Origin of the sequence: Alistipes sp. CAG:29 (genome assembly GCF_000435435.1) — a bacterium.
Taxonomy (GTDB): domain Bacteria; phylum Bacteroidota; class Bacteroidia; order Bacteroidales; family Rikenellaceae; genus Alistipes; species Alistipes onderdonkii.
On the sequence record NZ_FR893400.1, the window covers coordinates 5,816 to 25,903 of the forward strand.

Here is a 20,088-nt window from a genome sequence, read left to right on the forward strand (position 1 = left end):
AGATGGAGCGTGTAGGGCATCCCGTCGCTGCTGACCAGCTTCCCGAAAGGAATGAACCCCGCCACGCAGGTCACTGCGGCCAGGAACACCAACGGCAGGGTCATCGTCAGCGGCGCCTCGTGCGGCCTGTGCGCCGCATGAAGTTCACGGTTTTCGCGTCCCCAGAAGATGTTGTAATAGAGGCGGAACATGTAGAACGCCGTCAGGCCGGCGATCCCGGTCATCACCCACCCCATCACGGGGCTGAAGGCGAAGCACGCCGTCAGGATCTCGTCCTTCGAGAAGAAACCGCTCAGGGGCCAGATGCCCGCGATGGCCAGGCAGGCCACGAGGAACGTCGCATGCGTCACGGGCATGTACCGGCGCAGGCCGCCCATGGCCGACATTTCGTTGGAGTGCACGGCATGGATGATGCACCCGGCGCCGAGGAACAGCAGCGCCTTGAACATGGCGTGCGTGAAGAGGTGGAACATCGAGGCCATGTACCCCAGCCCGCCCGTATGGGGATCGGCCGAGGTGCAGACGCCCAGCGCCACGATCATGAAGCCGATCTGCGAAATGGTACTGAACGCCAGCACACGCTTGATGTCGCTCTGCACGCAGGCCACGACGGCGGCATAAAGCGCCGTAAAGGCCCCGATATAGGCCGTCCAGTGCAGCACCTCGGGCGCATAGCCAACAAAGAGCGGGAACATGCGCGCCACGAGGTAAACGCCCGCCACGACCATCGTCGCGGCATGGATCAGCGCCGACACGGGCGTCGGGCCCTCCATGGCGTCGGGCAGCCAGATATGCAGCGGGAACATGGCGCTCTTGCCCGCGCCGCCGATGAACATCAGCCCCAGCGCCAGCGGGATCATCGCACCGGCGGCAGCCAGCAGCTGCACGTCGGGCGTGAAGGAGAACGTCCCGGCATAGTACCCGTAGAAGAGGATGCCGACGAGGAACCCCAGGTCGGCGAAGCGCGTCACGATAAACGCCTTCTTCGAGGCCGCGACGGCCTCCTTTTTCGTGTAATAGAAACCGATGAGCAGGTAGGAGCTTACGCCCACCAATTCCCAGAAGAGGTACATCTGGAAGATGTTGGTAGCCACCACCAGCCCCATCATGCTCATCGTGAACAACGACAGGAAGGCATAGTAACGCTGAAACCCCCGCTCGCCCTTCATGTAGCCCAGCGAGTAGACGTGCACCATCAGCGAGACGGTCGAAATCACCACGAGCATCATCACCGAAATCGGGTCGAGCAGGATGCCCAGGTCGATATGCAGCGTCCGGCTGATCGGCAGCCATACCGTGTTCCACGGCACGAGCGTGGGGAACATCCCCGCGGCGTCGCGCCCTGCGGAAAAATACTCGAACGCCGTACAATAGCTCAGCAACGCCACTACGGCCAGCACCGCCGTGCCTATGGCGCCCGCGACGACGGGCTTGAGCTTCATGCCGGCCAGCCCCAGGAAGAGGAAGCTCAGCAGCGGCAGCAGCAGGATAAGGATCGTATATTCCATAACAATCGTTTTTTCAGAATCGTTACCACTTCATCTCCCGCAGGCTCTTCACCCCGATGTTGCGCAGGTTCCGGTAGATGTTGATGATGATGGCGATTGCGACGGCCGTTTCGGCGGCGCTGATGCCGATGGCGAAGAGCGTGAAGAAGAATCCCTCCAGCTGTTCGGGGAACAGGAAGCGGTTGAATACGACGAAATTGATGTCGACCGAATTGAGGATCAGCTCGACGGAGATCAGCATCGCCAGCAGGTTGCGGCGCGTCACGAACCCGTAGATTCCCACGAACATCATGATCGTGGAGAGGACGAGGTAATATTCCATGTGTATCATAGTCGTACTCTTTTTAGCGTTTGCGTGCGATGAGGATTCCGCCGACGATGCAGGCCAGCAACAGGATGCTGATGACCTCGAACGGCAGCACGTAGCCGTATTTTCCGCTGCTCATCAGCGCGTGGCCGATCGTCTGCACGTCCAGTTCGCCGTGGACGAAATGCGACGGCATGAAATCGTGCCGGAGCGTCACGTAGAGGCATACCCCGAGGCTCAGCAGCGTCGCCGCCAGCCCCACGAACAGCTTGTAGCCCTTTATGTCCTCCGACTTGTCGCCCTGGCTCGAGGTCAGCAGGATCGAGAATACGTACAGCACCGTGATGCCGCCGGCATAGATCAGCAGCTGCACGGCGCCCAGGAACGAATAGTTCAGCTGGAAATAGATGCCCGCCGTACCGAACAGCACGAACAACAGGTAGGTCGCCGCGCGCAGGATACGCTTGGTCGTCACGGCCAGCACGGCACTCACGGCCGTAAAGACCGCCAACACCGTAAAGACGATTAATTCGAGTGTTATCTCCATGGCTTATTGTTTGTTCAGGGTTTTGACCAGCTTGGAGCGCGTGTATACCGCGTGTTCGAAATCGGTCGAGAAACGGATGGCCCCCGTCGGGCAGGCGTTGACGCACAGATGGCAGAACATGCACGACCCCAGGTCGTACTGGTAAAGCACCAGGCGGCGTTTCGACTTGCCCGTCTCGGGATCAGTGACCATCTCGGTGGTGATACGGATGGTTTCGTTGGGACATGCCGACTGGCAGAGGCCGCAGGCGATGCACTTGTTCTTCCCCCCGGCATCGTGGGGCATGGTCAGCTCGCCGCAGAAACGGTCGAACATCTTGAGCGTGGCCCGGTTCTCGGGGTATTGCTCGGTGACCTTCTTGGTGAAGAACTCCCGCCCGGTCACCTTCATACCCGTCAGCAAGGTTCCCAACCCGTGGAAAAGTCCTTTGATATAGCTACTCATGACTAAAAATGCAGTTTAAATACGACGACGATGACCATCAGCAGCAGGTTTGCCAGCCCGATCGGCACCAGGTATTTCCATTCCAGCGTCAGTATCTGGTCGATACGCAGGCGCGGGAAAGTCCACTTGATCCACATCAGCAGCCACACCACGAAGAACGCCTTGCCGAAGAACCAGACGAAGCCGGGGATGTAGTCCATGGCGGCATTGAAGCCCTCCCAGCCGGGGATGTGCAGCGGCATCCATCCCCCGAGGAAGATGGTGGCCGCAACGCCCGAGACGACGAACAGGTTGACGAACTCGGCGACGTAGAACAGGCCGAAGTGCATGCCCGAATACTCGGTGTGGTACCCTGCCGTCAGCTCCGACTCGGCCTCCGGGAGGTCGAACGGCCCGCGGTTGACCTCGGCGTTGCCCGCGATCAGGTAGATCACGAAGGCGACCAGCGCCGGGACATGCCCCTTGAAGATGAACCAGCCGTCGGCCTGGCGGGCGACGATCTCCGAGAACTGCATCGTATCGGTCAGCACGACGATCGTCAGGATCGACAGCCCGATCGACAGCTCGTACGAGATCATCTGCGCACCGCTTCGCATGGCGCCGATGAGCGAATACTTGTTGTTGGAGCTCCACCCCGCCAGCAGGATGCCGACCACGCCGATCGACGAGGCCGCCATCAGGAAGAAGACGCCCACGTTGAAGTCCAGCACTTCGAGCCCCTTGTTCACAGGCAGGCAGGCGAAAGCCAGCACCGACGCCAGGATGACGATGTAGGGCGCGAGGTTGTAGAGGAACCTGTCCGAGCGGCGGATGGTGATGATCTCCTTGGTGAGCATCTTGAACACGTCGCAGATCACCTGCAACGTACCCCACGGCCCCACGCGCACGGGCCCCAGGCGGCACTGGAACGCCGCGCAGACCTTACGCTCCATGAAGATCATCAGGATGGCGATCACCGCGTACATCAGCAGCAGGCAGACACCGACGATCACGCACTCCAGGAAGACCGCCAGCCCCACGGGCATCAGCGACGTGAGCAGCCCGTGAACCCAGCTCGTTACTATACTAAAATCAAACATATCTGTAAGTTTTTCCTTTTTTATCCCGCTCCCGCCTCAAGGGGAGGGGCTTATAAACCCGGAAGCGACATCCGGCTACCTGTCTATATCGGGCACGACGTAGTCCAGCGTACCGCCGATGGCGATCAGGTCGGCGATCTTCGTCCCCCGCGCAATGGTTTCGAGGCACGACACGAGCGGGAGCCCCGTCGAGCGGAACTTCATGCGGTAGGGCGACTTCTCCCCGCGGCTCTCGATGAACACCCCGAACTCCCCGCGGCTGCCCTCGACGGCGGCGTAGTAACTGCCTTCGGGTATGCGGATCACGGGCTTCATCTTCAACTGGTATTCGCCTTCCGGAATGTTGTCAATCAACTGTTCGATGATGTCCATGCTCTGTTCGATCTCGCGCATACGCACCATGTAACGGGCGAAACAGTCACCCTCGTCGTAGAGCACTTCCTCGAAATCCACCTTGCCGTACATGGCGTAGGGATGGCGCTTGCGCACGTCGCACGCCCAGCCCGAAGCACGCCCCGTACCGCCCGTGGCACCGAACGAGATGGCGTCTTCGCGGGTCAGCACGCCGGTGCCTTTCAGGCGTTCCCGGGCGATGACGTTCCCCGTGAACACCTCGTGGTACTCGCGCAGCGTCGGGCGCATGTAGGCGATAAACTCCTTCACGCGCCGTACGAAATCGGAATGGATGTCAGCCTGCACGCCGCCGATCGTATTGTAAGTCTGGATCAGGCGCCCGCCGGTGGTCTGCTCCAGGATGTCGAGCACCTTCTCACGGTCGCGGAACCCATAGAAAAAGGCCGTCAGGGCCCCCATATCCATGCAGAGGCAGGCAAAGAACAGCAGGTGCGAGTCGATACGCTGCAACTCGTCCATGATCGTGCGGATGTACTGCACGCGCTCGGACACCTCCACACCCAACCCCTTCTCGATACACATGCAGAGCGCATGGCGGTTCTGCGACGCCCCGAGGTAGTCGAGGCGGTCGGTAAGCGCCAGCGTCTGGGGGTAGGTCAGGCTTTCGCACATCTTCTCGATGCCGCGGTGGATGTAACCGCAATGCACGTCGAGCTTGCGGATGATCTCGCCTTCGAGCGACACGCGGAAACGCAGCACGCCGTGCGTGGCGGGGTGCTGCGGGCCGATGTTGATGACATATTCGTCCTCCTCGAACAAGACGTTGCGGTGGCGGATGAAGCTGCCGTCCGCCGTCAGTTCGAAGCTCGGGGCGCTGTCCTTCGACACTTCGTTGGTCATGCGCAACGGGTTGAGCCCCGGGTCATAATCCTTACGCAGGGGGTGCCCCACCCAGTCGTCGCGCAGGAACAGGCGCCGCATGTCGGGGTGGTTCAGGAAACCGATGCCAAAATAGTCAAAGACTTCGCGCTCGTTCAGTTCCGCGGCCTTCCACAGGTCGCAGACCGAAGGCAGCCCGCACTTCTCGCGGCTGGGGGTCAGCGTCCGCAACACGACGTTCTCGCCCGTCGCGGTGGCTTCGAGGTGGTAGACCGCCCCGAACCCCTCTTCGCCCCAGTCCATGCCCGTCAGGCTGCGCAGGAAATCGAATCCCTCGGCCCTCAGGCGTGCAGCCAGGGCGTGGAATTTCTCCACCGGGACGGTGAACATCCCGTCCCCGGCCTCCGACCACACGGCCCCGGGTTCCCAGGCCGTTATTTTCTCTCTGATATTCATTGTTTTTCTCCTCCTTCCACGTTCAAATCGTTTTTTTCGGCCGTCAGATCCCGGCGAAGCAGCTCTTCGTACTCCTGCTTGCCGATCTGCTTGTTCACCCCGCCGAAAAACCGCTGTAATTTCACTTTGCGCTGCAACTGCATCAGCCCGTAGAGCATCGCCTCGGGGCGCGGCGGGCACCCGGGGATATAGACATCGACCGGCAGTATCTTGTCCACGCCGTTCAGCACATGGTACGACTTCTTGAACGGGCCGCCGCTGATGGCGCATCCCCCGACGGCGATCACATACTTCGGGTCGGCCATCTGGTCGTAGAGGCGCTTCAGGACAGGGGCCATCTTGTGGGTGATCGTCCCGGCCACCATGATGAAATCGGCCTGGCGCGGGGAGGCGCGGGCCACTTCGAACCCGAACCGGGCAAAGTCGTAGCGGGCCGCCCCCACGGCCATGAACTCGATCCCGCAGCAGCTCGTGGCGAAAGTCAGCGGCCAGAGGCTGTTGCTGCGCCCCCACTCGATCAATTCGTCGAGGCACCCTACGATCACGTTCGTACCCTCGCGGCGCAGCTCGGCCGCCATCTTTTCGAGGTATTCGTTGTCATTGAAATCCTCGTATTTCATTGCCTTTATCTCAGGCTTCCTTATTTCCATTCCAAAGCTCCTTTCCGCCATGCGTATGCAAGGCCCAAAACCAGTACGACCAAAAAGAAGAGGATGCTCACCAGCCCGTAAATCCCCAGATCCTGGACGACCACCGCCCACGAAAAGAGAAAGACGGTCTCCACGTCGAACATCAGGAACAGGATCGCGAACAGGTAGTACCCCACCTTGAACTGCATCCACGACCGTCCGCGCGTCGGGATACCGCACTCGTACGCCTCGCCTTTCTGCGGGTTGTACGAGCGCGGCGATATGGCGCGGGCGATACCCAGCGCGACTGCGACCAGCGCAATAGCCGTCAGGATGACGACCACCAATAGCGTAAAATACATAACCTATCGTTTTTACGAATTTACTCGGAACACGAAAACACGAACGCATCTCCGGGAGAAAAAATCCTCATCCGGGAACATGCGGCAAAACGGGAACGGGAACAGCGGCTAAATCAGGATACGCCCCAGCGAAAAGACATAATAATCGACCGGCTTGGGATGCAGGTCGAAGCAGTCCGAATAAGCCGGACGGCAGGACAGCCCGCGGGCCGACGCCATGGCCCGGGCATCATGGCGCAGACGGACGATCGCCTTCTGGGCGGACGGTTGGACGGGATTTTCGATCGGAGCGTCGCAGGTGAAGACTGCCGCCGTGAAACAATTGTGTGCCGGAACCGGCGTCCGGAGAGTGGACTGGCAAATTCGGTCGGGCTGCGAAACTACCCTACCGGATTGAACCTGAGCGCCATCCAGGCTTCCTGCCAAGACAAAAAGCAAGATGAACAAAGCATATTGAATCCTCTCCAGCATTTCGACCTTACTATTTTCGTGCTGCGAAGATACACTCTTTCGCGCAGAAAACGGAATCCATGGACGAAAAAACGTACATAATGATGAATTTTGAGTACAAAAACACCCATAGCCGGATTCAGGTAATACTCCGGAAACAGGCCCGGCGGATAGCAACGAGCCCCGCCCGGTATATTCCGCCCCGGCAACTGCGAAAGGCCGTGCCCGAAAGGTTTGCCTGCAGCACAAAAGAAAATGCCGCCCCGAAAACCGGAGGCGGCATTTCCAACAGAAACAAACCCTTATTTCTTTTCGTAACGGTCTGCGACGACCTTCCAGTCGATGCGATCCCAGAGGGCGGCGACGGCGTCGGCGCGACGGTTGCGGTAGTCGATGTAGTAGGCATGCTCCCATACGTCGAAGCACATCAGCGGCTTCATGCCGTGGCACATCGGGTTGCCGGCGTTCTGCTCCGTGACGATGGCCAGCTTGCCCGATTTGTCCTCGGCGAGCCAGGCCCATCCCGAACCGAAAAGGCCGACGGCAGCCTTCTCCATCTGGGCCTTGAACTGCTCGAACGAACCGAAATCCGCGTCGATAGCCTTCAGCAACGCCCCTGTCGGACGCGCCTCGCCATCGGGCGACAGCTGGTCGAAGAAGAACTCGTGGTTCCACATCTGCGCAGCGTTGTTGAAAATCGCGCCGTCGGCCGAAACGACGATGTCCTCCAGCGGCTGCCGGGCGTAAGGCGTATCGAGAATCAGCTCGTTGAGTTTATTCACATACCCCACGTAATGTTTGTCGTGGTGGAAGCGCAGCGTCTCTTCGGAGACCTGCGGTGCGAGAGCGTCGTAAGCATAAGGCAGCTCCTTGGGAGTAAACCGTGCCTGTGCTGCAATGTCTGTTGCCATAATAGGTAAAATTAAAAGTGAAACAATGAGGTTGAACTTAATCATAGCCATCCCGTTTTAGTTTGCTTCGAGCGGTTCGAATGCCCATTTGCCCTCGTTACAGACCGGGCATACCCAATCGTCGGGCAGGTCTTCGAAAGCCGTACCGGGGTCGATGCCGTTCTCCGGGTCACCCGACTCCGGGTCGTAAATGTATTCACAGACGGTGCAACGATACTTTTCCATGCGGTAAAAAAGTTTAAGAAAATCCACACCGGCCAACACAAATATAATACCGATATCAAATATCTCAAAATATTTTTATAATTTTGAGGGAAAGAACAACAATTTATAACCTAAAACGCTCTTTTCTATGACACTTCCGTATGCAGAACCTTACAAGATCAAGATGACCGAGGCCATCCGCACCTCCACCCGTGCGGAGCGCGAAGCATGGATCCGCGAAGCCCGCTACAACCTTTTCAAGCTGCGCAGCGACCAGGTCACGATCGACCTGCTGACCGACTCGGGCACAGGCTCGATGAGCGACCGCCAGTGGGCGGCCATGATGACCGGCGACGAAAGCTATGCCGGAGCCTCGTCCTATTTCCGGCTCAAGGAGACGATCGAAAGCATCTTCGGGATGCCCTATTTCCTGCCCACGCACCAGGGGCGTGCTGCGGAGAACGTGATCTTTTCGGCACTGCTCAAGGCGGGCGACATCGTCCCGGGCAACTCCCATTTCGACACCACCAAAGGGCACATCGAATTCCGCCGCTGCCACGCCGTGGACTGCACGATCGACGATGCGGCCGACACCCAAAAAGAGTTGCCGTTCAAGGGTGAGATGGACATCGCCAAGCTCGAAAAGCTCCTGCGCGAGAACCCGCGCGAGAAAGTCCCGTGCGTCGTGCTGACCATCACCAACAACACGGCCGGCGGCCAGCCCGTGTCGATGCGCAACATCCGCGAAACGGCCGAAGTCTGCCGCCGCTATGGCGTACCCCTGCTGCTCGACTCGGCCCGCTTCGCCGAGAACGCCTATTTCATCAAGACCCGCGAGGAGGGCTATGCCGACAAGACCATCAAGGAGATCGTCCGCGAAATTTACACCTATGCCGACATCATGACCATCTCGGCCAAGAAGGACGGCGTGGTGAACATGGGCGGGTTCGTGGCCATGCGCAGCGAAGAGCTCTACAGGCAGGCCATGACCTTCAGCATCATGTTCGAGGGCTACGTGACCTACGGCGGCATGTCGGGCCGCGACATGGATGCGCTGGCCGTGGGGCTGGACGAAAATACCGAATACGAACAACTCGACGCCCGCATCCGCCAGGTGAAACTGCTGGGCGACCTGCTCGACGAATACGGCGTACCCTACCAGCGGCCGGCCGGCGGACACGCCATCTTCGTCGATGCGAAAAAAGTGCTCCCCAACCTGCCGAAGGAACAGTTTATCGCCCAGACGCTCGCCGTGGAGCTCTATTTGGAGGCGGGTATCCGCGGCGTGGAGATCGGCTCGATCCTCGCCGACCGCGACCCCGATACGCACGAGAACCGCTACCCGCGGCTGGAACTGCTGCGCCTGGCGATCCCGCGGCGGGTCTACTCGGACAACCACATCCGCGTGATCGCCGCGGCCTGCCGCAACATCTACGAGCGCCGCGCAGAGATCACCACCGGCTACCGCATCACCTTCGAAGCCCCGATCCTGCGGCATTTCACCGTCGAACTGGACAAAATCTGAACCCGAAGATGCGTCCGCCGCTCCACCGGACAGCATCCGCGGAATAGAATATAACGAACCGGGCAGGGAAAAACCCTGCCCGGTTTATTTTCGTCGGCCGCAACGGCCCGCCCCCGAAGTCCGCAACCCGAGTCCATCGATCGGGAACAGAAACCCCCGACGGGCCCGCAGCCGCACCCCTGCCTCTTATTGCAGCGATTCGGGAGCCGGGATCAGGAACAGCAGCCCGATCAGTGCGATCAGGCATACCACCACGATCAGGATCGTCTTTCCCCAGTTCCGCTTCTTCGTCCCCGGCACGACCGTCTCGTAGCCCGCAAAGGCTTTCGAATCCGCCTGTTGCGTCGCCGCGGGTTTCGCACCGCCCAGGCGCGCCATCTCCTGCTCCATGCGTTTGGAGCGGTCGGCCGACATCTCGGCCTGCTTCCGGCGGAGGGCCTGCTCGGCGGTCTGGCGTTCGCGCTCCAGCTTCGCCTCGGCCTCGCGTGCCTCCTGTTCGCGCCTCGCCTCGGCCTCACGGGCTTCCTGCTCCTTGCGCGCCTGCTCGACACAAAGGTATTCGATATACTTCCCGGCACGGAAAACATCCACCAAGACAAAAGTCTCCATCGGGGTGTATTTCTCCTCCAGCCGGATATTTTCACGGACAAGCCGCTGCAAGGTATCGTAGACGGATATCAACGGCTTGGAAAGGTACTCCCGCCGCACCGACGAAGCAAGCTCCCCGGCGCGCTCCAGCATCGAGGTCTCGAACGCATCGAATCCCCGTGCAAGGTAATAGACCGCCTCGGCCAGCCGGATGTCGTCCTCGCGCTGGCCGAACACCGACCTCAGGCGGTCGACCGCAGCCCCGCCTTTGGGCGACCCGGTGTTGCAGTAGCTCAGGAACCCCCAGAACCGCTGCCAGTAATCGTCGGTGAGCTCCTCTTCGTAAGCCTTCACCGACTCTTCCGGGCAGACGACCGCCCGCGCGAGGAAATACCAGTAGCCGGCCTCGTAGTTCGACGAATTTTCGTGCAGCACGGTGAGAGCTTCGAGGCTTTTCTGCGCCGGTTCGGGCTCCGTCGCCGTGATCAGGCGCGACACGGCCGCCTCCAGTTCGGCACGCTGCACGGAAGTGAGCTCGGCAGATTTCCCGGCGGGCTTTTGCTGCCGCGCCCTGAGGATCGAAGCCTGCGTCGCGGCGTCTATCCGCAACCGCTGCGCCTCGGCATCCAACTGCTGCTTGCACGCCGCATCGAGCGGCCCGGCCCCCGTCGTCCGCACGACGAACGCACGGTACTCCTCGCGCGCCTGCTGCTCGCAGTTCTCGCAGCGCTTCGACGCCTCGACATAATATTCCAACGCCACCTGCTTGCCGCACTTCGGGCACACGACACTGTGATCTAAGTAGATACGCTTGCCGGAAACCGCACACACGATCGTCGTGTGCGAATGATCCTCGGTGATGTTGTTGTGGATCGTGATATTCGACGCCTCGTATTTCTCCTGCTTGCCGATGATCGTACTTTCATTGATCAGGTTCTTATCGCCGACGAGCGGCGCGGCTTCCGGCTCCTCGGCCGCAGCGCCCTGCCCGTCGGCGAGCATGGCACGCACGACGGCGATCCGCAGGTCTTTGCCCGCATATTCGTCGTCCCCGGCCGCGTCGGCGTAGCTGTCGCGCAACCTGACCCACTCGGGCTGCGCCGCATAGGCGGCCTGGGCCTTGCGGGCCGCATGGTTTCGCACGGCCAACGCCCCTGCACCCGCAGAGCAGCAAATCAGCACGACGGCTGCAATGACCGTCACCTTGCGGCGGTTTTGCGCATGCGCCGACGCCTGCCGTGCAAGGGCGTCATCCAGCCGCAGCTGCATGGCATCGAGCCGGGCCAGCACCTCGGCATCTCCGGCAAACCGCTCCCGCACGGAAGCGGCATCCTCGGCAAAGACCCGCGCGGCGGCCCTTACGACCACTTCGCCGGCACTCAACCGCAGTTTCCCCTGCATACGGGCAAGCAGCGACACGGCCAGCGGCACCAGCGCGACGGCGGCCAGCAGGTAGAAGATATTGGCGCCCGTAGCGACCCCGGCGAGCAGGCAAAATACCAGCGCCGCAGCGCACAGCGCAGGGAGCATCTTACGGGCCGTATCGCCCAGGGCGGGCAGCGGCACGGCATCCAGCCCGGCAAGCCCCTCTTCGAGGCTCGCGAGCATCAGCCGGGAATCCGCCCCCGCACCGGAGGCAATATCGTCGACGACGGCCTCGACGTAGTTGGCGCCGCAATCCGGGCATAGGTGCTGCGAATCCTCCATTCTATTTCCGCAGACAGGACAGGTTTTCATCGTATTTCCAGATTAGTCAGACAATCGTTCGGTCAGAGTCCGAAGAGCCATTCGCCCAGCGACTTGCCCTTCTTGGCAGAGGACTCGGCACGCTCGGCCTTGAGGCTCTGCGCCTCGACGGCAGCCTCCTGCTGCGTCCGCGCGCGCATTGCCTCGGCATCCATTTTCCGCAACTCCTGCTCCATCGCCGCGGCTTCGGCCGCCGCAGCCTGCGCATCGAGGCGGTTGAGGAACCGGATCACCTCACCGTAGTTCGGGCTCACGGGGTTGCACGCACGGCACAACTCCAGCGCCCCGTCGATATCGCCCTGGCGCACCAGAATATCGGCCTGAGCAACGGCACGGGTCACCTCGCCGGCGAGCAGTTTGTCGTAGACCTGCACCTTGAGCTCCTCGACCGCCTCGTATTCGTCGACACTCTCGGGAATCACGGCCAGCGCCGCCATCGCATCCTCGTACTCCTCACGGGCGACGAGTGAGTTGACCTTGGCGAGTATCTTCGGCATCTGGCGCGTATAATAGTCGGCGATGCCCTGCTGCACGTCACCGATCAGCTTGGCGAAACGCGCGTCGTTGACGTTCACCTTATTGATCAGCGACCGCATACAGGCTTCCATGCTTTTGCCATTGGCCTGGAGCGATATGGTCTGGCTGCCAAAAACCGTATCTTCGAAGAGATTTTTGACCGACAGGGTCAGGTCGGCACGCAGCACGTGCAGCGTGGTCATCCCCGTATCGACCGCCCCGTCGTCGGTGATCGTAAGCGTCGGCGTGACGACGAAAAGCCCCGCGGCATCGGCCATGCCGTTGCGGGTGATGATCTTGCTGATCTTGTTTTTGAGGGCCGCGGCGTTGTTGTCACCGAGCTGCGCGGCCGTCTCGTCGTCGATATAGGCCGAGAGGTCGATTACGGCCTGGGCCCGGAGCGACAGCGCGGCCAGCACGAACACCAGGGAGAACGATAGTTTACGAAGCAGATTCATGGTCTGTTGTTTAGTAGATGATTACGTCGATGGAATTACCCGTGATCGTACGCGACACGGAGAGGTTCAGCCCCTTGAGGTACTGGTAGAGCGCCAGCGCGAAATCATTGACGTCCGACTGCATACCGTCCTCCATGGAGTTGTCCACAAAAATATCGCTGAAGGCCAGCAGCGTGCTCGTGCGGCCCTGCGTATGGTACTTGCCGTTCTTGGCATGGCGCTTCACCCACGAAACGAGGATGTCCGACAACGGCATGATGTTGTTGATCTCGGTATCCATGTTGATGGCCGATCCGGGGTCGATCGTAAAGCGCACGGCCACGCTCTGCCCGGTCGAAATCTTGGTCGCCATGCGTGTGGATATCTGCTTCATGAAGTCGCCGACCATCGCCTGCGCCATCACGCCGCACAGCACGTCGGCCGTCGTGCGTTTGCGCCCCGAAATTTCGGATTTGGTGGCCAGCGTATTGCCCGTGGCGATCTCGATCGCCTGCAGGGTCAGCGACACGCGCACCCCGCCGTCGTTCACATCCTGGTTGATATCGACGCTCACCGAGACGTCGGCACCCGAGTTGATGAGGATCGCGTCGTCGAGCGACATGCCGTCGCCCATGCGCACCTGATAGGTATTGGCGTTATTGAGCGACGTGAGCAGGTCTTTGGTCTCCACGCCCTGCTTGATGAAACCTTCGTTGACCTTCGAAATGGCCATGCGCATATCCGAATTGTCGCGGATGGCCTCTTCGTAGGACTGGCCGCTCTTGCGGAAGGGCACGACCATCACCGTCGGCATGGCGATCATCTCCTGGGTTTCGGAGAGCGCTATATCGGCGGCATTGCGCCCGATGATACCGTTGTTGACCAGGTCGCGCTCGAGCGATTCGGTGTAGAGGTCGATCGTCGCAAAGACCTGGATGTCCTTGGCGGCGGTCTTGTTGGTCTTGTCGGCGATGGTGCAGCTGCGGATGTAGTTGGCATAACGGGTCGTCCCGAGCAACTGTCCGACATACTGGGCCGCCCCGGCCGAGGGTTTGCTGCCCAACAGGGGTTTGTTGTCGTTCAGGCCGTCTATACCGTTATATAAATAAGTGTAGATCACCGATTTCTTAGCCATCTCGATCGCCTCCTTCTTCGTACGGGCGATCCCCGAACATTCCAGCGTAGCGATCTTTCCGGTCGTGCGTTTCAGGATGGCATCGGTCGTATAATTCTGTGCGGAGGCGGGAAAAAGCGCCGACAAGAGAACAACGATGACTGACAATACGGACTTCCTAAACATCTGATAAATATTTTAAGTTTGAACGGATAAAATCCCCGGGGTACCGTCAGCGACACCCCGGAGATCGTTTCCAGAAGAATTATATGCGGTAAATTTATGCACCGACGAGCCCTTTGAAGAAACCGCCCGCCGCCGTCCCCTGCTTGTCGAGGATGACGACCAGCTTGTCGCCGTTGTTGAATTTCTCCTTGATGGCATCCTCGCCCGAAGCGACCTGGCATTTGGTAACGCCGTCCATCACCTCGACAGCCACGATGGTGCCGATCTCCGACTTGGTTACCTTCGGGCCGATCTTACGCTCCAGGAACACCTTGAAACGGGTCTTTTTGGCAACGCCCATCTCCGTACCGCCCGAGATATAAAGCTCCTTGACACGGCCTTTCTTGTCGGCCTCGCCCAGCTCGAGGATATAGGTCTCGAACTTGAAATGCTTGTCCACGAACCCGACCATGCCCTTGCGGAGGTCTTTCATCGCGTCGTTGAACGCGCCGTCCTTCGAATCGGCGTCGATACCCGAAACCGAAAGGTCTTCCGAACCGATCATGGCGCCGTCGGCAATGTTATATACCTTCAGCGAATAGGTCACCTCGGCCTTGTTGTACATCTTGCCGTCGATATCCGACTTGAACTGCGAGAACGAAACGTTGTTGGCCTGTCCGATGACGACCTTCCTGGCACCCAACGCCTTGTAGGCGGCTTCGCTTTCGCTCTTCCAGTTGGCATCGTTCACCACGTCCTCGACGTTGCGGTCGGCATAGAGTTTCGACAGCGTACCGTCGGTCAGTGCGTCGACGATGTGGAAACGGCCGCGGTCGGCAAAACCCGACAGGACGGCCGCCCGGATGTTGTCACAGGCTGCCTGGCTGACAGCGGAGGTGTGCGTAAAAGGATTGATGATGACAGTCTCCTTCGAAGGATCGTCCTGGGCAGAGGCGCCCAGCCAAACAAGCACGGCCACAGCGGCCAAAACGGTTTTGAAACAGTTTTTCATAAATATAGCTGAGATTAAAAGGGTTAGGAATCGCATGCTTTATGATGGGACATAGCTCCTGCAGTCCCCCGCACCTGGGAACTAAGCAATAAATGTAAAATTAAAAAAAAAGGAAAGCGTGGTGCTGTAGCTATATTTCAGAGTGGGAAGGTTCTTGCAAAACCTCGAGAATAAAATAAACTTTCAGCGGATTAGCAGGATAGCGCAACGAGAGGTGTAAAGTGTTGGCTTGTAATTAATAGCGCGTTAATTTGCGTTATGCGGAAATTGGTTCGATACGGTTTTACAGCCTATCGCCGACAAAGAATCGTTACCAGATCATTACGCGGAATTTACTTCGCTATTGAAGCGTAACACATTCTTTTTCTGTGTTTTGCACAATTTTACATCTTGACAAACGGCCCGACAGGTATTAACTTTGTAACCAAAAATCGGGTTTATTATGCGAAGCACGTTTCGGGTCTTATTTTACGTGAAGAAAGGCAGCGCCCGCCCCAACGGCGATCTGCCTTTGATGTGCCGTCTTACAGTAGATGGCGAGGTCAAACAATTCAGTTGCAAAATGGACGTTCCTCCGCGTTTATGGGATGTCAAGAACGGCCGGGCGACGGGCAAGAGCGTCGAGGCCATGCAAATCAATCTTGCCGTCGATAAAATCCGCGTCGAGGTGAACCGCCGCTATCAGGAGTTGATGCAGTCGGACGGCTATGTCACGGCCGCCAAACTGCGGGATGCCTACCTCGGTATCGGAGTAAAGCAGGAAACGCCGTTGAAACTCTTCGAACAGCACAATGTCGAATACCGGAAAAAGGTGGGTTTCAACCGTGAGGTCGCCACATGGAAAAAGTACTGCTGCGTGTGTAAGCGCGTGCGGGAGTTCCTCGCCCATACCTACCACCGGGAGGACATCCCGCTGAAAGAACTGAACCTTACCTTTATCAACGATTTCGAGTATTTCCTGCGCACGGAGAAGAAATGCCGCACAAATACCGTGTGGGGCTACATGATCGTCTTGAAACATATCGTCGCCATTGCCCGCAACGACGGGCGCCTGCCGTTCAACCCGTTTTCGGGCTATATCAACTCTCCCGAAAGCGTGGACAGGGGTTATCTCTCGCAAGAGGAGATCAAGGCCGTGATGAACTATAAAACGGCCAACAAGGCGCATGCCCGCATCCGCGATCTGTTCGTCTTCTCCATCTTCACGGGGCTGGCTTATGCCGACGTGAAAGGGCTGACCACGGACAACCTTCAAACTATGTTCGACGGTAACCTGTGGATCATCACGCGACGTAAGAAAACCAATACCGAAAGCCGTATCCGCCTGCTGGATATTCCCAAACGCATCATCGAGAAATACGCGGATCAGCGGCTCGACAACCATGTCTTTTATATGCCGTGCAACTGCCATTGCAACGACATCCTGCGCGAGATCGGCAAGCAATGCGGCATTAAAAACAAACTGACCTTCCACATGGCGCGGCATACCTTCGCCACAACCATCACGCTCTCGCAGGGTATGCCTATCGAAACCGTCAGCTGCCTGTTGGGGCATACGAACATCAAGACCACCCAAATCTACGCGAAGATCACCAATGAAAAGATAAGCCGCGACATGTCGGCGCTCACCGAACGCCTCGGCGACAAATACCGTCTGGCGGAGTAACAGCCCTTCCGCCCTTGTGCGCCCTTCGGGATTTACGGAGGATCCCTCCGGGCGCACAGGGGCACGGGCTTCCGGGCCGTCGGTTCGCTTTCATCGGCTTCCCCTGCTGACGGACATGACGGCGGCACCGTCGCCCACCCATCGGCCGCTTCGCGCCCGCGCCTTTTTACAAAAGGCATAGCCTATTAGGGCATTTTCTTTCCGCATTGCTCCGCAACGCTGAAAATGCCCCATTAGGCCAAAGGGGCGGCGCCCCTCTGGACACCCCTTGCGGCGGCAACTCCGCAAGCCGGACGGCCGGGACAACTCCGAATCCTTATCCGCTTCGCTCCGATGCCGCCGAGAACAGATTATCCAAACCACCTGAAACTATACCGCTATGGGCTATGTCGTATTGCATATCGAGAAGGCAGCCGGAACGGACGCCGCCATGTCGGGACACGTCGAGCGGAGAATAACACCCGCCAACGTCATAACGACACTTACCTACCTGAACGAAGAATTAGTAGAGTTCCCCAAAGGAGTTACCAACCGTACCGAAGCGATCCAGCACCGGCTGGACAATGCAGGACTGGAACGCAAGATCGGAAAGAACCAAGTGAGGGCGTTGCGCGTCATGCTCTCCGGAAGCCCCGAAGATATGAAGCGTATCCGGCAGGCCGGACAGTTGGATGCTTGGGCCAAGGATTCCTGCGGCTGGCTGCAAAAGACCTTCGGAAAGGAAAACGTTGTGTCGGCAGTCCTGCATCTGGACGAGAAAACACCACATATACACGCGACCGTCGTGCCGATCACACGGGGCGAACGCAGAAAGGCCAAGCTGGAGCGGGAGAAGAACGCCCAAAGCGGAAAGAGAACCTATCGCACTAAGAAAGACCGCCCGCGTCTATGTGCCGACGATGTGATGGCACGGGACAAACTCAAAGCCTACCAGACCACCTATGCCGAAGCGATGGCCAAATACGGACTGCAACGCGGCGTCGAGGGATCGGAAGCAAAACATATTTCCACGCAGCAGTATTACCGCGAGGTGTTCGTCCGGAAAAATGAAATGGCCGAACAGATCGAGAATCTGAAAGAACAGCAAAAGACGCTCACGGTAGATATTGCCGCACTCCAAGCACAGCAACGAGCCGCGCAGACAGACTGCAACATTATCGACGAACAGCGGAGGAAGAAGAAAGAAGAATTGGAGAAAGCCGAAACGGAGTTGGCACAGACGCGGCGGGAGATCAAGACCGACAAACTCAAAGGCGTGGCCGTGGATGCCACGACGAAAGCCGTAGAAAGGATCGGAGCGTTATTCCACGACCCCAAGCCCGCGAGGTATGAAAAACAGATTGCAGATTTGCAAGGGGTAATTGCCGACAAGGATAAGTGCATCGGGCAACTGCAACAAGAGATCAAGACCATGCAGGCCGGACACGATAAAGAGGTGGCCAACCTTAAACAGGAAGCACAACAAGTCATAAAAGCCTTGATGCGTGTCGATGAGTTGTGTCCCTATGTAAAGGGGCTGTTGAAATGGGAAAATTACTGCAAGGATGTCGGGTTGGACAAGGAGCGGACCAAAGCGTTGTTTACGATGCAACCTTACAGATATACGGGCGAGCTGCATTCGATAAGGTATAATCATACGTTTCGGGCGAACGATGTCATTCTCCAATTCAAACCCGACAAGGACGGGCCGAGCGGGTTCCAGTTCACCATAAACGGAAAGGACTGCGACGAGTGGTTCAGACAGCAACGAAAGGAGTTTTACGAGCGGATAGGAATTGACATCGAACAAACGGAGCAAAGGCGCGGGATGAAGATGTAACCACGAGCGGGACGGAACCAAAAGGCCGTCCCGTTGTTGTTTTAGGACGGCGTATTCCGTTAAAGCCAGAACATGGGCTATTCGGGCGGCATAAACCCTACGGCACAAAAAGTGCCCGCAACATATTGCGGATTCGAATTTTTTGTGCTACCTTTGGGACAAGCGATCCGCTGTAAAGGCGTGAATCGCGTTGCTGTTTGCGTAAATGTAGGAAATTTACAGTCTGCGGCAACAAGAGAGTCCTTGTCGGGTCGTACCACGCCTTGACGGGGCAGTACATTTAAGGCAACTACACCTGACGGGCGTGGGCCTCTTGTGTTACGAAGTCAGACGGGTTTCCTACGACCTACGCAGCGTAAGTAACGCAAGCCGCATACCTTTCTTGTAAAGGACAGCGGGGTTCTTCAGAGCCGGGTTCACGTTTCGTCATTCTTTTATGGCATCAGTCGGGTCGCATAACTAAAATTGAAAAAGATATGTTACCTTTGCGGATGAAAACGGCGCCATAGCCGTAACATATTCATAAGGTTAGGACAACCTTTATACCAGCGGTAAACTTGCGACTATTATAGCGATATAATAGGTTTTAGGATTGGTGTAAAATTTGTCTGAAACCCTTGTCATGCCTGCGGCTTTGTGCCGTGGGCGGGCACGGGCGTAAGGGCAGTTACCAATCCAAGGCTCGCAAGGCCGACCGTTGGGGCTGTACCTGCGTTCCGTGCTTTTTTATGTGTTTAGGCCGGAACGAGGATTTTAATAACGAACCCTTAATAATACGATGTTACGGCCATATACTCCCAATCGGAAAGAATCACGTTCCGCCGACCCTCGGTCGGTGCGGGGTGGGGCGCCGTCATTCGCTGTAACGAGAACGCTCGCCGTCGATAATAATCCCGCTTTAAAGGCACCTAAATCTGGTAACGGCGGGCCGTTCTCCGAACTGGGTGCGGGACATTGGAATTCTTCATGTCGAAGTTGCGTCACTATTTTTTTCATCGACAGTCCCGCACCCGTTTTTCATCATGCAGGAACCGCTAAAAAAGAGAGTGACAAGGGAAGTGATGTAGCTATCATGTCAAGTAAGTCCGTTGCGGTTCCTGCTTCTTCTGTAACAATGCTTCCGAAATCTCCTGCCTCCATAGGCTCGCGTTTCGGAAGCCGAGGGGCGGACGGAAACGATAAGCCGAAGGATGCTCTTTTTCGTTTATCGTGGTGTGAGGCGTACCAGTCCGTTACCGCCCCTCTTTTTCGATACTTCAATTTTACGATAACGGGTGCGGGATACTCGAATCTTAGCTTCATATTTTCCCACTACTGACTTTACTGTTTCCGCACCTGTTTTTTTACGATATATTTTGTATTCTCACAAT

The 20,088-nt window shown here is 58.0% G+C and carries 18 protein-coding genes; 3 read left to right on the forward strand and 15 right to left on the reverse strand.

The window, feature by feature from the left end:
* From QVP03_RS01165 to rd, 11 genes are all read right to left on the reverse strand, one after another.
* The coding region (locus QVP03_RS01165; protein WP_288210585.1) for an NADH-quinone oxidoreductase subunit 5 family protein at window positions 1-1,508 on the reverse strand (1,508 nt) is incomplete at its 3' end.
* 22 nt (window positions 1,509-1,530) lie between these two features.
* Window positions 1,531-1,839, reverse strand: coding sequence for an NADH-quinone oxidoreductase subunit NuoK (nuoK, locus tag QVP03_RS01170; protein ID WP_022331855.1), 309 nt, complete (start codon window positions 1,837-1,839; stop codon window positions 1,531-1,533).
* A gap of 13 nt (window positions 1,840-1,852) precedes the next feature.
* Window positions 1,853-2,362: an NADH-quinone oxidoreductase subunit J family protein gene (locus QVP03_RS01175; RefSeq protein ID WP_018694688.1), complete on the reverse strand. Its 510-nt coding sequence runs from the start codon at window positions 2,360-2,362 to the stop codon at window positions 1,853-1,855.
* Between the two features lie 3 nt (window positions 2,363-2,365).
* Entirely contained in the window at window positions 2,366-2,806 is a 441-nt protein-coding gene (locus QVP03_RS01180; RefSeq protein WP_022331856.1) for a NuoI/complex I 23 kDa subunit family protein, read from the reverse strand.
* A gap of 2 nt (window positions 2,807-2,808) precedes the next feature.
* The gene (gene nuoH / locus QVP03_RS01185) at window positions 2,809-3,885 is read right to left on the reverse strand and encodes an NADH-quinone oxidoreductase subunit NuoH (protein WP_022331857.1); all 1,077 of its coding nucleotides are present in this window, start codon (window positions 3,883-3,885) and stop codon (window positions 2,809-2,811) included.
* Between the two features lie 75 nt (window positions 3,886-3,960).
* Complete coding sequence (locus tag QVP03_RS01190) at window positions 3,961-5,508, reverse strand: NADH-quinone oxidoreductase subunit C (RefSeq protein ID WP_055202947.1); 1,548 nt, start codon at window positions 5,506-5,508, stop codon at window positions 3,961-3,963.
* Between the two features lie 62 nt (window positions 5,509-5,570).
* Complete coding sequence (locus tag QVP03_RS01195) at window positions 5,571-6,224, reverse strand: NADH-quinone oxidoreductase subunit B (protein ID WP_026318159.1); 654 nt, start codon at window positions 6,222-6,224, stop codon at window positions 5,571-5,573.
* On the reverse strand, window positions 6,215-6,565 hold the full coding sequence (locus QVP03_RS01200; RefSeq protein WP_018694683.1) for an NADH-quinone oxidoreductase subunit A: 351 nt from the start codon (window positions 6,563-6,565) through the stop codon (window positions 6,215-6,217). Before QVP03_RS01200 ends, QVP03_RS01195 begins: the two co-directional genes overlap by 10 nt.
* 108 nt (window positions 6,566-6,673) lie before the next feature.
* Window positions 6,674-7,036 (reverse strand): hypothetical protein, encoded by a 363-nt coding sequence (locus tag QVP03_RS01205; RefSeq protein WP_018694682.1) that lies wholly within the window; start codon window positions 7,034-7,036, stop codon window positions 6,674-6,676.
* A gap of 281 nt (window positions 7,037-7,317) precedes the next feature.
* The gene (locus QVP03_RS01210) at window positions 7,318-7,926 is read right to left on the reverse strand and encodes a superoxide dismutase (protein ID WP_167496245.1); all 609 of its coding nucleotides are present in this window, start codon (window positions 7,924-7,926) and stop codon (window positions 7,318-7,320) included.
* Between the two features lie 57 nt (window positions 7,927-7,983).
* On the reverse strand, window positions 7,984-8,151 hold the full coding sequence (gene rd, locus QVP03_RS01215) for a rubredoxin (RefSeq protein WP_022331860.1): 168 nt from the start codon (window positions 8,149-8,151) through the stop codon (window positions 7,984-7,986).
* 127 nt (window positions 8,152-8,278) lie between these two features.
* Here rd and QVP03_RS01220 point away from each other — a divergent pair, with 127 nt between their 5' ends.
* Window positions 8,279-9,655: a tryptophanase gene (locus tag QVP03_RS01220; protein ID WP_018694679.1), complete on the forward strand. Its 1,377-nt coding sequence runs from the start codon at window positions 8,279-8,281 to the stop codon at window positions 9,653-9,655.
* Between the two features lie 186 nt (window positions 9,656-9,841).
* On the opposite strand, the gene QVP03_RS01225 is transcribed toward QVP03_RS01220, so the two are convergent.
* The 4 genes from QVP03_RS01225 to QVP03_RS01240 all read right to left on the reverse strand — a co-directional run bounded on the left by QVP03_RS01225 (window position 9,842) and on the right by QVP03_RS01240 (window position 15,200).
* Window positions 9,842-11,980, reverse strand: coding sequence for a hypothetical protein (locus tag QVP03_RS01225; protein ID WP_288210586.1), 2,139 nt, complete (start codon window positions 11,978-11,980; stop codon window positions 9,842-9,844).
* Window positions 11,981-12,012: 32 nt separating this feature from the next.
* On the reverse strand, window positions 12,013-12,963 hold the full coding sequence (locus QVP03_RS01230) for a hypothetical protein (RefSeq protein ID WP_022331862.1): 951 nt from the start codon (window positions 12,961-12,963) through the stop codon (window positions 12,013-12,015).
* Between the two features lie 10 nt (window positions 12,964-12,973).
* Window positions 12,974-14,242, reverse strand: a complete 1,269-nt coding sequence (locus QVP03_RS01235; protein WP_022331863.1) for a DUF6175 family protein — start codon at window positions 14,240-14,242, stop codon at window positions 12,974-12,976.
* A 94-nt stretch (window positions 14,243-14,336) separates the two neighbouring features.
* On the reverse strand, window positions 14,337-15,200 hold the full coding sequence (locus QVP03_RS01240) for a hypothetical protein (protein WP_022331864.1): 864 nt from the start codon (window positions 15,198-15,200) through the stop codon (window positions 14,337-14,339).
* 475 nt (window positions 15,201-15,675) lie between these two features.
* On the opposite strand from QVP03_RS01240, the gene QVP03_RS01245 reads away from it, so the two are divergent.
* Together QVP03_RS01245 and mobV are read left to right on the forward strand one after the other, a co-directional pair.
* Window positions 15,676-16,899 carry a site-specific integrase gene (locus tag QVP03_RS01245; protein ID WP_022331865.1) on the forward strand — a complete coding sequence of 408 codons (1,224 nt, stop codon included), beginning with the start codon at window positions 15,676-15,678 and terminating at the stop codon, window positions 16,897-16,899.
* Between the two features lie 379 nt (window positions 16,900-17,278).
* Window positions 17,279-18,718, forward strand: a complete 1,440-nt coding sequence (gene mobV, locus QVP03_RS01250; protein WP_009599016.1) for a MobV family relaxase — start codon at window positions 17,279-17,281, stop codon at window positions 18,716-18,718.
* The last annotated feature ends 1,370 nt before the right edge of the window (window positions 18,719-20,088 follow it).

Excerpts from the sequence above, each read along its gene's own strand:
- nuoK (WP_022331855.1), bottom strand. The coding sequence starts at position 1,839 with ATGATACACATGGAATATTACCTCGTCCTCTCCACGATCATGATGTTC.
- QVP03_RS01175 (WP_018694688.1), bottom strand. The coding sequence starts at position 2,362 with ATGGAGATAACACTCGAATTAATCGTCTTTACGGTGTTGGCGGTCTTT.
- QVP03_RS01180 (WP_022331856.1), bottom strand. The coding sequence starts at position 2,806 with ATGAGTAGCTATATCAAAGGACTTTTCCACGGGTTGGGAACCTTGCTG.
- nuoH (WP_022331857.1), bottom strand. The coding sequence starts at position 3,885 with ATGTTTGATTTTAGTATAGTAACGAGCTGGGTTCACGGGCTGCTCACG.
- QVP03_RS01190 (WP_055202947.1), bottom strand. The coding sequence starts at position 5,508 with ATGTTCACCGTCCCGGTGGAGAAATTCCACGCCCTGGCTGCACGCCTG.
- QVP03_RS01195 (WP_026318159.1), bottom strand. The coding sequence starts at position 6,224 with ATGGAAATAAGGAAGCCTGAGATAAAGGCAATGAAATACGAGGATTTC.
- QVP03_RS01200 (WP_018694683.1), bottom strand. The coding sequence starts at position 6,565 with ATGTATTTTACGCTATTGGTGGTCGTCATCCTGACGGCTATTGCGCTG.
- QVP03_RS01205 (WP_018694682.1), bottom strand. The coding sequence starts at position 7,036 with ATGCTGGAGAGGATTCAATATGCTTTGTTCATCTTGCTTTTTGTCTTG.
- QVP03_RS01210 (WP_167496245.1), bottom strand. The coding sequence starts at position 7,926 with ATGGCAACAGACATTGCAGCACAGGCACGGTTTACTCCCAAGGAGCTG.
- rd (WP_022331860.1), bottom strand. The coding sequence starts at position 8,151 with ATGGAAAAGTATCGTTGCACCGTCTGTGAATACATTTACGACCCGGAG.
- QVP03_RS01220 (WP_018694679.1), top strand. The coding sequence starts at position 8,279 with ATGACACTTCCGTATGCAGAACCTTACAAGATCAAGATGACCGAGGCC.
- QVP03_RS01225 (WP_288210586.1), bottom strand. The coding sequence starts at position 11,980 with ATGAAAACCTGTCCTGTCTGCGGAAATAGAATGGAGGATTCGCAGCAC.
- QVP03_RS01230 (WP_022331862.1), bottom strand. The coding sequence starts at position 12,963 with ATGAATCTGCTTCGTAAACTATCGTTCTCCCTGGTGTTCGTGCTGGCC.
- QVP03_RS01235 (WP_022331863.1), bottom strand. The coding sequence starts at position 14,242 with ATGTTTAGGAAGTCCGTATTGTCAGTCATCGTTGTTCTCTTGTCGGCG.
- QVP03_RS01245 (WP_022331865.1), top strand. The coding sequence starts at position 15,676 with ATGCGAAGCACGTTTCGGGTCTTATTTTACGTGAAGAAAGGCAGCGCC.
- mobV (WP_009599016.1), top strand. The coding sequence starts at position 17,279 with ATGGGCTATGTCGTATTGCATATCGAGAAGGCAGCCGGAACGGACGCC.